At 35.1% G+C, this 15,296-nt stretch carries 10 protein-coding genes; 4 read left to right on the top strand and 6 right to left on the bottom strand.

Going from position 1 to position 15,296, the window contains the following annotated elements; all coding sequences use genetic code 11:
• The first annotated feature begins 81 nt into the window (after positions 1 to 81).
• Positions 82 to 3,393, top strand: a complete 3,312-nt coding sequence (locus QMO11_RS15550; RefSeq protein WP_282038144.1) for a TonB-dependent receptor — start codon at positions 82 to 84, stop codon at positions 3,391 to 3,393.
• Between the two features lie 152 nt (positions 3,394 to 3,545).
• On the opposite strand, the gene QMO11_RS15545 is transcribed toward QMO11_RS15550, so the two are convergent.
• Complete coding sequence (locus tag QMO11_RS15545) at positions 3,546 to 5,597, bottom strand: glycosyl hydrolase (protein WP_282038142.1); 2,052 nt, start codon at positions 5,595 to 5,597, stop codon at positions 3,546 to 3,548.
• Between the two features lie 148 nt (positions 5,598 to 5,745).
• Complete coding sequence (locus QMO11_RS15540; protein ID WP_282038140.1) at positions 5,746 to 7,716, bottom strand: sialate O-acetylesterase; 1,971 nt, start codon at positions 7,714 to 7,716, stop codon at positions 5,746 to 5,748.
• A gap of 633 nt (positions 7,717 to 8,349) precedes the next feature.
• Between QMO11_RS15540 and QMO11_RS15535 the strand changes: the two genes are divergently transcribed.
• Positions 8,350 to 9,243 carry an SMP-30/gluconolactonase/LRE family protein gene (locus tag QMO11_RS15535; RefSeq protein WP_282038138.1) on the top strand — a complete coding sequence of 298 codons (894 nt, stop codon included), beginning with the start codon at positions 8,350 to 8,352 and terminating at the stop codon, positions 9,241 to 9,243.
• A gap of 67 nt (positions 9,244 to 9,310) precedes the next feature.
• Here QMO11_RS15535 and QMO11_RS15530 read toward each other — a convergent pair whose 3' ends face one another.
• On the bottom strand, positions 9,311 to 9,934 hold the full coding sequence (locus tag QMO11_RS15530; protein ID WP_282038136.1) for a DUF6266 family protein: 624 nt from the start codon (positions 9,932 to 9,934) through the stop codon (positions 9,311 to 9,313).
• Positions 9,935 to 10,249: 315 nt separating this feature from the next.
• Here QMO11_RS15530 and QMO11_RS15525 point away from each other — a divergent pair, with 315 nt between their 5' ends.
• Complete coding sequence (locus tag QMO11_RS15525) at positions 10,250 to 10,462, top strand: hypothetical protein (protein ID WP_282038135.1); 213 nt, start codon at positions 10,250 to 10,252, stop codon at positions 10,460 to 10,462.
• Positions 10,463 to 10,498: 36 nt separating this feature from the next.
• Here QMO11_RS15525 and QMO11_RS15520 read toward each other — a convergent pair whose 3' ends face one another.
• The 3 genes from QMO11_RS15520 to QMO11_RS15510 all read right to left on the bottom strand — a co-directional run bounded on the left by QMO11_RS15520 (position 10,499) and on the right by QMO11_RS15510 (position 14,043).
• Entirely contained in the window at positions 10,499 to 10,960 is a 462-nt protein-coding gene (locus QMO11_RS15520) for a JAB domain-containing protein (protein ID WP_282038134.1), read from the bottom strand.
• A 505-nt stretch (positions 10,961 to 11,465) separates the two neighbouring features.
• Positions 11,466 to 12,392 (bottom strand): hypothetical protein, encoded by a 927-nt coding sequence (locus QMO11_RS15515; RefSeq protein ID WP_282038132.1) that lies wholly within the window; start codon positions 12,390 to 12,392, stop codon positions 11,466 to 11,468.
• A 139-nt stretch (positions 12,393 to 12,531) separates the two neighbouring features.
• Entirely contained in the window at positions 12,532 to 14,043 is a 1,512-nt protein-coding gene (locus tag QMO11_RS15510; protein WP_282038130.1) for a Fic family protein, read from the bottom strand.
• Between the two features lie 454 nt (positions 14,044 to 14,497).
• Between QMO11_RS15510 and QMO11_RS15505 the strand changes: the two genes are divergently transcribed.
• Positions 14,498 to 15,283, top strand: coding sequence for a hypothetical protein (locus QMO11_RS15505; RefSeq protein ID WP_282038128.1), 786 nt, complete (start codon positions 14,498 to 14,500; stop codon positions 15,281 to 15,283).
• Positions 15,284 to 15,296 lie beyond the last annotated feature (13 nt).

Raw genomic sequence — 15,296 nt, 5'->3', positions numbered from 1 at the left:
GATATTGTGATAAATAAGGGAGTGATACTCCTGTTGTATTTTTGCACCACATTGTAATTTAAACTACTAATTGATATACTAATGATGAAAAACTTAATTAGACATGGATTATCCTTTGTACTCTTGTTTTGCATGGGATCTTTATTTGCGCAAATTACAACCTCAGGACTTTCGGGTAGAGTGTACTCAGGGGCTGAACCTTTAACCGGAGCTACAGTTCTGGCTATTCATGAGCCATCGGGTACTCGTTATGCTACAATTTCAAACTCCGCTGGGCTTTTTGATATTCAGGGGATGCGTTCCGGTGGGCCTTACCGAGTTGAATTTTCTTTTATCGGATATAATAAAGAGGTGCATACTGAGGTAAATTTGTCGCTTGGTGAAACCTATCAAATTAATGCCGATTTAAATGAAGGTGTTGATATGGAAGAGGTGGTTGTAACAGCTAGTGCATCGGCTTTTAATGCTGAGAAAACAGGTGCATCAACAAGCATTTCAGGTAGCCAAATGAAGAGTATGCCAACCATAAACCGAAGCGTTTCGGATATGGCTCGTATGTCTCCATATGCAACAGGAATGAGTATCGCTGGTGGCGATGGACGATCAACGAACTTTACCTTAGATGGAGCAAACTTCAATAACAACTTTGGTCTCTCATCTTCTCTTCCTGGAGGAGGTAACCCAATTTCGCTTGATGCTATTGAAGAAATTCAGGTGGTTGTAACACCTTATGATGTGCGTCAAACTAATTTTATTGGAGGAGGTATAAACGCTATTACAAAATCAGGTACAAATACTTTTAAGGGAACAGCTTATGCATATTATACAGATGAGAGCATGCGTGGGAATAAGTTTGGTGATTACGATTTTGGCGAGCGCCCAGATTATTCGCGTACAATCATAGGAGCAACCTTAGGCGGACCAATAGTTAAGGATAAACTATTCTTTTTTGCGAGTGCAGAAACTGTGAAAGAACCAGGACAAGTGGTAAACTGGAGAGCCTCTGAGAATGGGATAAGTGATGGAGCTACAACTTCACGTGCTAGTGTGGGTGATATGCAAAAAGTAAGCGATCATCTTAAGACAAAGTATGGATATAATACAGGATCATTTACTGATTTTCCTGGAGATGAATCCAATATTAAATTATTGGCCCGAATAGATTGGAATATTAACGATAACCATAAGTTTAACTTCCGTTACAACTATACAAAAAATCAAGGATGGAACCCTACCAATGGTAATTCTAATAACGCAGGTACGCGTAACAGAGATATGGATCGTATTTCTCAGTACAGTATGGCCTTCTCAAATTCAATCTATTCCATAGATAATATTATCAATTCATTATCAACGGAGTTAAATAGTAAGTTTAGCGATAAATTGCACAATAAATTAATTGTTACTTATACTGATGTTGAGGATATGCGCGGATCTAACTCTAGCCCATTTCCTTTTATTGATATCATGCACGAAGACGCTTATAATGCAGGTAATGATGAGCCATACATTTCAGCAGGATACGAACTCTTTACATGGAATAATGGTGTAAATAATGAAGTGTTCAATATTACCGATAACGTAACTTATTATGCCGATAAGCATAAATTTACGGCAGGTGCTAGTTATGAGTACCAGATGGCCAACAATGCCTATATGCGAAATGGTACTGGTTATTACCGCTACAAGAGTTTAGATGATTTCTTAAATGATGCTACTCCTGTTGATTTTGCCTTGACTTATGGTTATGGTGGCGAGAAAAATCCTGCTGCTGAAGTGGCATTTAATCAAATTGGGGCATATGTGCAGGATGAATTTAACGTTAATGACAATTTAAAATTAACTGTTGGTGTTAGAGCTGATTACTTATGGTATAAAGATGACTTGATTCGTAATAACGCCATTTACGATTTAGACTTTGGTGGTCGTAAAATAGATACTGGTATGTGGCCCGATGGTAATGTACTTTGGTCGCCACGTGTTGGTTTTACTTGGGATGTTAGAGGTGATAAAACTTTTAAAGTACGTGGTGGAACTGGTATCTTTACAGGTCGTTTACCTTTGGTATTTTTCACAAATATGCCTACAAGTAGTGGAATGGTTCAGGGTAGTTTTCAGGCAAATACTACTTATGATAATGGTGATACACGTTATCCTAATCAAGAGGGTAGTAACTGGGCTGCACTTTCTGAAGTGTTTGGTAATGGTATGATTACTGATGTTGATGATATGATCGATAAACTTGCCAACGCAGGATATATTAAAAAAGATATTACTCCTGAGGATGGTGCTTTACCAGGCGATATATCAGCTATAGACCCTGACTTTAAAATGCCTCAGGTTTGGAAATCATCACTTGCAGTGGATTACACTTTGCCAACTTCATTTCCTTTTACTGCTACAGTTGAAGGTATCTATACTAAAACTATTAATGGTGTAATGCTTAAGAATTGGGATTTAGAAGAAATTGATGATTCTTGGGAAAGGTTTCAAGGCTCAGATAATAGATATATTTATCCGTCTGATATAAGCCATACCGGTACAGATGCTTTTGTACTTTCAAATACAAGTGAGGGTTGGGGTGCTATCGGTAATATTACTTTAAATGCAATGCCTGTAAAGAACCTAAACCTTATGGCGGCCTATACGCATACTATGAATAAAGAAGTTTCAGGTATGCCAGGCAGTAGTGCATTCTCTGCTTATAACGGAATTGTTAGTGTAAACGGTCCTCATGCTTCCGAACTTCAGCGCTCGCAATATATGGTTCCTGATAAATTGATTGCCTCGGCTTCATACAGATTGCAATATGCGGGGAATAAATTAGCGACTACTTTTAGTTTATTTTATTCTGGTTTTTCTCCAGAGGGCTTTAGTTATACCTATGCTAATGATATGAATGGTAATGGATTTAGCAACGACTTAATTTATATTCCAAGTCAAAAAGGCGAAATTAAATTTGTTTCGTCGGCCGATGAAGATGCATTCTTTAAATTTGTAGAGCAAGATAAGTATTTAAGCAAGCACAAAGGAGAATATGCCGAGGCTTATGCTGCTCAAGCACCTTGGGTACATAATTTTGATTTACGAATTCTTCAGGATTTTAATCTTAATGTAGCTAACAGAACGCACACCTTACAATTGTCAATTGATGTACTGAATATTGGTAACTTATTGAACAGTGAGTGGGGAACCTATAAAAACCATACTTCGGCTAATAATGGTAATGTTTTAAGATACGAAGGTTTAGATCAACAAAATAATCCAACCTTTTCAATGCCAATGATTGAAGATACTGATGGTAACGATGTTTATCCAACAGAATCGTTTGCCAATAACTACGATTTCAGACAACTTTGGAGTTTACAAGTAGGATTGAGATATATCTTTTAATTCCAGATTATAATATTAGAGCTATTGCCTATTTGGACTAGCTAATAATTTTGGTAAAACAGAATAATTAAATGGGATGCTATAGGACTTTGAGTCGCTATTGCATCCTTTTTTTTATGTAGTCTAACGAAGATTATTGTATGAATAATTAACTATTGCTTAACTACTTTCTGAGTTAGTTTTTCGCCATTAGTTAAAGATATTGTTGCAATATATATCCCCACAGGTAAATTGGTTAAATCAATTTGATAGAATTCATTATTAGAGGTGCTGATCTCCTTAATAATAAGTTTTCCGCCAATATCAGATATTTGTACCGACTCAACTTTATGTGTGGACACTTTAATGTTTAACTGGTTTTTAAATGGATTAGGATAAATATTGATACCCTCAATTGTTGTAAACGAGGTATTTGTTGGCGTTGTGTTAACTTCAATTTCAGCATAAGCATTTCCTGTAGCATCCGGTAGAGATTGTATCTTTGCGATATAGTCTGTGCCAGATTCAATATTAATATCACCATAAGTTCCTTGATAAGTATATGAACCTATCCCAGCATCAATGGTTTCTATAAACTGGTCGTTACCCTCGGCGTCTTTGGTATTGATAAATATGTTTGTGCCTCCTGTTGCATTGGTATCTTCATCCCATGTAATGGTAAAACTATTGCTATTTTGTGTTACTAATTTGATATTACTTGGAGCAATTGCATTTGTTGATTTCTTAAACATAGTGATGTTGTCAAATACCCATTCTTCGCCCCCTGAATTGTCGTGCACATTAAAAAATAAAGCCAGTTTATTGTAATGAGCATTCGTACCTTCTGGTTCTGTTAATTCAGAAAAGTGGAGTTCAATAATTTGCCAGTCGCTACTCATAGAAGGAGTTACCTGAGTTTGTAGTGAGGTGTAATTACCCGAAGTATCTTCCAGTTTGCATAGAATCTCAGTTGCGGATGGTGCTAAAACCATCATTTGAATATGATCGAGATCAGTATAATTAATAGATTCGTTAAAAGTTAGAGAGGCGCAATTGCTCCACGCTAAATTTGATGGAGTGATGTACTTTCCAACATTTTGTGAGGTGTTAATACCCTGTTGGCTTGGATTTGTAATTACGGATGCAGTTCCATTCCAAGCATCTAGTTGATAAGGAATATCTTCAAAGTTTACCAATACGAGTTCTTCGATAGGCGATTGATAAGAATCCCAACCGGGCATATCTTCAAGGGTAATTACCTCATCGTAGTTGTAAACGGTTTCTATATCGTTAATTGAGTTAGTTGGATTGCCATTTACATCAATATATAAACCGTAAGCCCAGGTCATAAAAAAAGACATTTTGGCTTGAGTACTGATCACGTTCTTTTTTGGTAAGTAAAAGCATTCTCCAAAGGCAACTGGTTTGTCATTTGCTTCCTGGACTAATGCGTTGTAATAACTGGTATTAGAAAACCCATCGGCATAAATATCAATGGTAGCCACGTCAAAGAAATCAGCCCCTGGGTTGTGTTGTGCAAAGTTGGTATGGATATCTTGTACATTCCATATCCAAATTAAATTATCAAGCCCAAGGGTATTTTGCATGTAGTTGTAAGTTAATTGCCATAATGCATTTGTATTGGCTGCTCCGCCTGAGTTCCACCAAAATAATCTTTGGTTTTGTTCATGAAAGGGTCGCCAAAAAACTTCAATGCCCTTCTCTTTTAAATACTCAAGATGAGGAAGTGCAATGCTATTGATTCGTTGTTTCCAAATGGTATTTAGTGTTCCTCCATCTGTTAACAGATCGGTCCATTCAGAAGTGGTCAGTGAACTTATTATGCCGCCATCCCATTGGCATGGTTCTGACTGGTTTGGAGGACATGCATGCCACATCATATTAACAATAGCCCCATTGTTCCACTGTTTTTCAGCTTCGTAGGTAATATCCCAACGCAAGTTGGAATTGCCATGGAATAATAAGTCGCATCCGTATAATGCGGGATATTTACCCGTTATTGAATGTACTTCTTCAGTCCAGTAGCTGGCATCAGTACTGCTACCCTGATAGTTTTTTTGGTCGTTGTGTTGGCCTGATACGATCTTCCCATCAGGCACGCTATATAGGTAGTTTAAGGATTTAAAATTGGTTTGGGCCTCTACAATAATAGGTGTAAAAAGGCATAAGGCCATTAAAATGGCACGGTGTAAATTTGTTTTCATAAGCTAAAAGGAAGTGAATAAAGGGTAATACCAAAAACATCATCAAATGACTGATATAAATTGAATAATGCATTCGGTATAAGAGAGATTATGGTGCCTGGTTGGAAAGACGCAATGCTATTCAGGCACCATAAAATATAATCAACTGTTACTTTGCAATAATCATTCTGCGAGAAGCACTTGTATTGCCATTTTTTAGAGTGTAGAAATACACACCTGCGGGTAAAGAGCTTGTGTTAAAATTAACAGAGTGCTTACCTGCTTCTAATGTTTGATTTACTAGAGTAGCTATTTCAATGCCATGTACATTAAAAACTTTTAAAGTTGTGTTGGCCAGCTCACTTAAACTAAATGTAATATTTGTATGATTAGTTGCTGGGTTAGGGTAGTTCTGATTTAAAGTAAAACCGGCTTCAACTTGCTCTATTTTAGTAGGAGCATTGTTTAAAATATCAATCATAGTATCCGCATATCTTTTGCCCAATTCTCGCGCCCCTGCCGAATCAAAATGGATATTGTCGTCTTGTATAGAGCACCCTTTTGAAGAAATCACATGAGCTGTTGGGATTGTTGAAGGTAATTGGTCAATAGTGGCGTTCATATCTCCTAAATCACCACCGTCATCATTATGTCCTACCTGACCAGCTAGGAGCGGCACCATATCTGCATCTAAAGATAGATCACTTAATATATTTTCATATACAGTTTTTACGTATCCTGGCCAATTTACTTCATCACCAGCCCAATAATTCGATTCTCCTTGATGTAATAAAATTCCTTTTATAACACCACTCTTTTTTGCTTCAGTAGCTAGGGCAATCAGCTTTTGATAAGGGTTGCCGCCATAGTACATATCAACTTTATCTTGGAAATCGGCACTAATATGATCTTGATATAAATCTTTATCGAATAAACGAATATCAGAACCTCCAACTGCCACATGTACTAATCCCACGGAAATACTTTCATCAAGGCTTGCAATCATTGTTTTACCAAAGTTATCAGCTACGGATAATTGAGTGTAGCATTGGCAGAGTGGAGGAAGTGCATCGTACCACTTATTGTTGGTTCGGTTTAGGTTATTACAGTCCATTGCCTGGTATATTTTAAACCTACTATTAGCCACTTTATCCGAACTTTCTATTGGAGCTGAGCCCTCCATGTTTGATTGGCCTATGCATAGGTAAATATGAAAATTAGGATCAAAGGCAATATCTTGGCCTGATTGATCATCCATATTTATTGTTGCATTGGCATAGGCTGAGTTATCAGCATCGGGCAACGATTGAATGGTTACGTTGTAAACACCACTTCCATCTACAGTAACTCCATTTTGGTCACCTTCATAAATATAACTTGTTTCGTCAACAGCTAATGTAGTAACATAAGTAAAGCCATTTCCATCGCCAATCTTCTCAATAAATACATTGGTTCCTCCCGTTGCATTGGCATCATTTTCCCATTCTAAAGTAAATCCGTTGGCAGTAATATTTGAGAAGTTTAAATTAGTTGGTGCATTGGGTTCTGGATCTGGAATAACTTGGTTTTTAGATAAGTTATACCACATTTTTTTTGACATATGTGCCAACTCTTCATAGCTGTAATCTTGCTCACCCCAATCAAAATTCTCAGATAAATATTCTACCGCTGTACTTAGTGCTATAAAATCAGCACTTTCTCCGGCTTCAATATCTAACACAAAATCAGTGCTACCTACAGTAATGGTAACTATATTTCCTACTTGTATCCATGTGCCAGTCCCAGTGGGCACTCTTCTGTAACGGTAATTAAAGTCCCACGATTTGGTAGCATCTGCAAAATCAGCATAAGCCCCATCTATACCAGCATTATTCTCATAGGTTCCGTAAAGATTACCATCGCCATTGGTACCTGTTGTGGTAAATGTTATCGTATTATCTAGTTCGGCGTTAGCATTGGGTAAGTAGTTTGTTAATAGCTCAGTTTTTTCCCAACCCCACGTTTCCCACGAAAAGAGGTCGCTATAAATACCCATATCTTTAATGTGCCAAGTTCCTTCAATGCTAATGTTTTCGGCCTTAATGAAGCAGCTCGAAATAGAGAGTATACCTATTAATGTTAAAAGAGTAAATTTTTTCATATAAATGTAATTTAGATTATACAGAGTTTATCTTTTTAGATCATCGATCCCTGATGGAAGAGAGATTAAAAAATGATGCTACAAACCTATTAATGAAAAAATGTATTTATTTGTTAATTACTATTGAAGTATAATACTTTGATGAATTTTAGGTTTAATTGTTAGTTCGTCTATGTATAAATATATTGTTATTATGTGTTTTGTGGCTTCGTAATAGGTGGTGTTATTATGAGTAGAAGTATGTTTTTATAAGATATCATGAGGCTATTGTAATCTTTTTTGATTTTAGAATTACTATAATAGCACCAATTTTATTAATAGAAGTTAATTGCTAAGTGGGTGATGTTTTTTGGCACAGGCTTTGCAATATTCCACAACGAAGAGCAAGAGAGTTTTTCATAGATTAGGTTAGGGTTTAGGTTATAAATTGGAATGTCTCTAAGGCATTCCAATTTTATGAAATCCGCACAAAACAGACATAAGAAGTTTTTTTTCATAGATTAGGGTTTAGGTTAAAAGAAAGGGATTCAACAACGGTTGAAATCCCTTTTTTTGTGCAATTATGTTTCTTGTATTTCATATATTCATCCCTCTTTTGTGAAGTTATTGTTTAACCATCAATTATTATAAGCCATGAGAATCTTATTTTCTATATTGCCTCTAACTATGCTGCTGTTTTCTTGCTCATTTCAGAAAAAAGGAAGCAGTAATGCCATCGCAAAAGTTGATACTTTAAGTTCCTGCAGTTTAGAACTTGAGTGGGAGTCTGACTCCATATTTCAAACCCCAGAATCGCTTATTTACTATGAAAAATCGAACGAGTTTTTCGTATCTAATGTGAATACTGAGCCTTGGGGTAAAAATGGCGATGGCTTTATCTCTAAAATGGATATAAGCGGAAATATTACCGAACTAAATTGGATTGAAGGATTCAACTCTCCCAAAGGAATGGGAATTATTGAAGATTTTCTATATGTGGCTGATTTAGATTGTGTAGTTAAAATTGATATTCAGAAAGGGGAAATTACAGAGCGTATTAATATTGAAAACGAAGATGGTTTAAATGATATTGCAACGGGTATTAATGGGGAGTTGTATGTCAGCTCCAGCTCAAATAGTATTATATATAGAGTAAAAGATTCTAAAGTCACTAAGCTGGTTCAAGGCGGAGATGAAAGGTATAACGGGTTGTACTACTTGCAGGAAGGCTTAATGTTAGTTACCAGTAAAGGACAGCAGTTAAAAAAATTTAACTTTGAGAGTGGTGAATTTACCATTTTAGCTAATGACATTGGTTCAGGTGATGGCATCGTAAAAGTGGAAGATGATGTGTTTATTATATCCGATTGGAGCGGAGAGATATTTTTAGTGAATAAAGATTATTCCCTAGAATCTCTTTTAGATACCAAGGCTGTTGGTAAAAACACCGCAGATATGTGCTATCTTCCAAGTCAGAATCTCTTATTGGTTCCTACATTTAGTAATAATACAGTTGTTGCTTATACAGTTAAGGGATTAAAGAAATAGACATTTAAATTGATATAATAATCATTAGAGAGATTTATAACCACATGAATTAGGCTTTCGTGTATGATTATACTGTTAGTGTAACGAATAAGCTATCGCTTATTTCAGTCTCAAAACTATCCCTGAAAGCAATCCATACATAAATATCCTCTGCTTTATATTTGATGTCGAAATTCCAGAAGTAAGATTTCTTTGAGCGCTCTATACCCGTATATTTATGATCGGAGTAGATTTGTCCTTTAATGCGCAACATAACAATTAGGGTATCTGTTTTATTGGCATTGTTAGGATTCTCCCATTCAAATAAAATACCATCCTCTTTTATGCTACCTTTTACTAAGCTGGGTAAAGCAAGACTTCCTTTGCAAATAAGTGCTTTGGAGTAATCAATTTCTAGATTAGGATAATAACCTTTGGTTCCATTTTTTAGGTTGTAGGATTTGGCTAATAAGTAGGGCTTTTTCTGTCCTTGAGGATCTACAAATGTTTTCAATAGTAGGTTCTTAAAAGGGCGCAGAAAATCATTAATCAATATTAATTTCTCGCGTTGGTTTAGTTGAGGCCGAGATTTAGCGTCCTTGTAGTCTGCAGGTTTAGATCTAACATAAGTTGCTCCATCCACCTCATAAATGATTAATTCACCAATACTCCCTGTTATGCCTTTTAATACACTATTTTTTAAATGTGCCATAAGTAGATGTTTTAATTACGCTTCTCCATGCTTAATGTATACCATCGTTGATATAAAGTGCAGTATGATACCATAATAAGCCATACTAAAAATAATATAAATGCAGATGAAAGACAAGTTAATAACGAAAAATGATGAGTTTATATCGAATTTGACTCCAATTTGATACGAGTTTAATTAGAATTTAATGCATCGTATATACGCAGTATTCCCTAAGTAGGTATAGCTTAAATAAGCACATAATAGGACAGGGTTAGCTAATATGTGTGACCCTGTTGTTCGCAGGCTTAATAGTACAAAAATGACTTTTCTGATATGAATATTGATGCAGGCATAAGTGATTTAGCTAAAGAGATACATGTCTTCATATCAAACGATGATAGAGACGAAATGAAACAATCTTTTGAAGCAATAAAAAATGCTTTTCAAGATGCAAAGCTTCATATTTTTGAAGATAAAAAACACTTTATACTTAAACACTTGGGCACAGAAGATTTTCCTGAAATATATGAGGTTGCTAGACCTTAGTCCTGGTAAAGTTTAATAAAACCCTTTATTTCTGTGCTAAATATCCAAACCATCAGCCATTGAATGATACTTTTTATCTATACCCGATATTATCAAATGATCTAATACCGATATGCCTAGTAGTTTACCACCCTCTATAAGCTTATTTTGGAGTGTTTTATCAGCTTCGCTTGGATTGAGATTTCCACTTGGATGATTATGAGCCATAATTATTGAACTTGCCGCACATTTTAAAGCTGTAGTAAAAACAATTTTGGGATCGACAATACACGATGACATACCACCAGAGGATATATTACTTATACCTAATATCCTATTAGAATGACTTAGAAGCAACATCTTCATTTCTTCTTTATAGCCAATATTCATTTCATCCCAATTTCTGCGGAATATTTCAAAAGCATCATCAGGAGCACTTATAACCGGACGGTTAGAAAGACCTTGTATTGGTTTATATACAACCTCCACTTCATTTAATTGATAATAATCACGAGACATAAAAATCCCCTTGTCGCTACTATTGAACTTACAAGGAGATTGTATCAGTGGCTATTTTGCACCCTTACGCACATAGTAAATGTATTATGTTCTTGTAGTCTTATAGTACGTTTTTAAGACAAAGACTAGCAGTATTAGTGTATATAAAATTTGAGCAATACAAATGACTATAAGAAAATAGGAAATGTTTTTCTTTAGACTGATTCCATCAATAGTGTAGTAAGCCAGTTTGCTGGAAATAAATTGTATTGTATTTATTATTAGAATAATTATTACATGTTGATTAGCTCTCTTGAATGTTCTCAAAATAGTTCGATAGAATGAGACTTGTTTACGAAGCGATATATTTTTATTACCTCTTCTTATTTCTTCATTGTTTAAGCTTAACTTGTCCCGGTAGTTTTGAATGAATGAATATAGTAATGTAAATACAGCTAAGCATATTCCGATAATTGTCAATGATATATTGCTTATATCTACAAGATACTCGTTTATTGTATTTATTTCAGACATGACATTCACTTGAGTATGAATATACAATTGGAGTTAACTTTTCAATAATGAAATCTTCTTCAAAAAGTTTGTTCCTGTCTCCATCTGTATAATTAATTTCTTCGTTAAATGCTCTTTCAATTGTTTCTTTAATGTTACTTATCTCTTCGTTACGTTCCTGCGTAATAATGTAGTTTTTATTGCCTACAGGACATTTTACTAATCTTTTATACCACGGTGCTTCATCTGAGCCCGAAATTGTATCATCAAGTGAGTTAGATGGAACTGATTCAAAGTCATAAGTCTTTTTAGCCTTTACCGTCGTTTTAACGTGGTGAGCAGTGTACTTAGCTTCAGTCTCTGGAGTTGTAGACGATGATGAAAAAAGGGTAATTGACATATTTGGGATGATTGTGCCTCTCAACTCATCTATTACATCAGGTAACCTCATATGCTCAACCGTTTCTTTTATAACATTCTTCAAAACCATTTTAAAGGCATTCTGGTGCTCCTCAGAGGTTTTGTACGGATCCTCATATAGATAGAACATCCATCTATATTTTGAGTTATTAGCCTCTAAATTCACTAACTCAGGGACTACAAGAACAAAGAAATTATCACTTCCTATTTCATCGTTAGGGCTTAATTCTTCAGTGTTGCCATCGTTCCTTTTAATACTGACATCAAATAATTTTGTTCTGTAGGAAGATATTTTTAATAGAAGACATGGTGTATCTCCTATACTCCTTTCAATAACCTCGATATTATCAATAACTTTCTCCTCATGTTTATTACGGGTTGGTTTAGTTATCTTTTCATTTTGGGAGAAATACGTTTGTATCTTATTTTTAAGTGCTCTTATTAAGTCATCGTATGAAAGACCGAAAGCATCAGCCTGAGAGACATCACTATTAAGAGATTTATATCCTGTGAAGTACACAGGAACCTTTATTTTATAAGAACTATTTTCTTCTTGCGGATTGCTCAAAACTCCCCCCCCCCCCTTTAAATTGTATAATAAGCACGATTATATTAAGCTCCAAATTACCTCTCAATATAGTAATATAAATATAACAACGTTAGAACCTTCCCAAAAACTTCACAAACTCTTCAATATCGCCTATAGCACTTGCTTTTTCTAGTGATGTCATATATTGGTTGCGTTTTTCGACAGGAATTACAAGCCAGTCATAACCACCAGAGAATAACATTACATTTAGCAAGAACCGCCCTATACGTCCGTTTCCATCCATGTATGGGTGAATATATACAAATATGAAATGCCCTAAAATCGCTCTAACTGCTGCGTTTTCTTCTTGCTCCAATAGTTCAAACAATGTTGGCATGGCATCCCTTACCGCATTTGGTGTGAATGGCGTATGTTGTGATCCTCTGATATAAACTTGCGCAGATCTATATCCTGCAAGGTCAGATGGCTTTACTAAACCCGCCGCTACAGAAGGAGCAAATAACTCTCTATACCAATCATTATGATCTTGGTCGACAACTAAGCCTGAATTTTTCCCTTCGTGAATTGCTTTGATACTTTCTTTTACTGCATTAAAGCACTGAAAATACCCACGAGCTGCCATTGCATCTTTTTGCTGTTTAGCTTGAGGATCAGTATCGGGTTTCCAATCGCCAGATTTTACTTTTTCAATCAAGTCAATTGTTACATTATATCCTTCAATAGATAGAGAATGATAGGCATCTTCTTTATATCGTTCATCAATAGACTTTAAGTATGCATCCAAGTCTCTGTGTGTATTTTTACTTTCAGGAAAATTATCGATCACAGTTTGACGCATGTTATGCCACATCAATTTTATTCTATTAGCTGCTGGTGATGTTTCTTTTGGGTTTAATATAGTTGGCAATTGCTCTGCAAATGGATCTTCTTCTTTGATGTTATAACCCAAAGAATTCATCGTGTTGATTATTTGATCAGCAATACGATCATTACCAATATTACGAAACGCTCCTGCTAATCGTGCCGCCCTTGTTGACATTCCTTTATCTAATATGATTGTCATTATTTCGGATGCATCTTTTATAATTGATAAACATGTCCGAGCATCAGTTGAGTGTTTTTGATAAAAACCAGGAGTAGCCGTTACAAGAGCCAAAGGCAGATTAACTACATTAATTCCATCAATTGAAGAAATATTTTCTTCGTCTGGAATGTCAAGTTTTGCATCTATGAATGAAGTTCCGTGCAATAGTTGAATAATATTATTTTTTGCATCAGGAGAGCGTACAAGTAATTGCTGAGGAATAATTGTACTTCCTGCATGAATTAGTAATGACTGTTCTGGTGATAAACACCAATTATTACCAAAACGATCTGTAATATATTCTCGTGCAAATGACCAGAAACATGTATACCATGATGTTGTATCACCATCTCTTTCATCAGGACGTGATGATATGTACCAACTTTTAATCACAGGTTTTAAAAAGCCATTATCAACTAATCTTTCACGATGAGCACGAGATATTTGAGATGATTTTATAACTGCAATCCCCTTGTCATTTTGAAGTTCTTTAAGTACTTCCAAAGAGTTCGCTAGCCTTTCTTGTGGTGTTGCCATGATATACCTTTTAGTAATTAGTGTTCTTGCAAATATAGTAAATAATGCGATTGTAATTTAAGTAATATGTGCATTTATATTTTTAGTATATCATGTTTTAAGGAATTTCTCAAGTAGCTTTGAAAGACGAGACGTAGAAGCTTAATTGGTTGTTTTTATAACAAGCCGTGATAAATCACCTTCTGTTCTTCATAAAAATTATTGTGCGTAATGAATCTCAATGATATATGGTTTTATCGTTACAATGTATCGCCAGACTAATGAAGTGTTATTCAATAAAGAATATTAATAAGGTGGCTTTAAAGGTTGTTTATCTTGGGATAGGTATGGTACTTTATATGTCCACTTACAAATAAGTATTCAGTTTAAATTAAAGGAAAAAGCATGGTGTAATCTGAAGTTAAGGTTATATTTTTTAAATTCGTCTACTTGTAAAACAGCAAAATAAGATGATATGTACGTTGATTCAAGAGATTTTAGTCATATTATTAACAACTTTCGTTTGGATTTACCTAAGCTTTCGATTAAGGTTGATAGGGTAAAAAGTAACTTAAATAAACAGTTAGGGAGGATTTCTAAGATTCAGCACACAGAAAAATTAATTAGTTGGAGGAATCCCGATACAAAAATTGAGTGGCAAATTTACTATGCTTTTGAAAAAATAGATACACGTGTCCATGTTGTAGTAATACCATATACCTCAATAAACCACGATGGAGCTAGAGATTACTTTGTCCCATTTGCATCTGATTTTGATCTAGCGCTAAGTGAGAAACCGATATTATTTAAAGTGTTTAGAGGGCATTTTATACGTAGGTTTCGAGAACGAATGAATGATGATAGTATTAAAGCATATCATATATTCTATACCTTCACAATAAGTAGTTTAGGTATGATTGTCGACTCTTTCAATCAAAATATACATTGGAAATTAGGAATCCATACTAATGGTATTGCAATGGTTAAACCCGATGAACAAGCACTACTATATGACACTTTTGTACCAGCAGAAGAATTAAAGCCAGACCAAAAAGAAGCACTTGTAAAATATTTTAATAATATCAATGATATTAGATTGATACCAAAACTTTGTGAATTAAGCCAATACGAACATTGGGGGGAGTATGTTACTGAAGAAAAGATAAATGCATTACTTCAGGTTGTAGCATCTAGTAATAAGCTTTCAGAAGATCAAAAGGAAAAATTTTTCACAGTCTGTCAAAATATAATAGATGGATAACTGGCTATACCAA

This window comes from Saccharicrinis aurantiacus (assembly GCF_947489045.1).
Lineage (GTDB): Bacteria > Bacteroidota > Bacteroidia > Bacteroidales > Marinilabiliaceae > Saccharicrinis > Saccharicrinis aurantiacus.
This window is presented reverse-complemented; position numbering and strand designations above follow the sequence as displayed.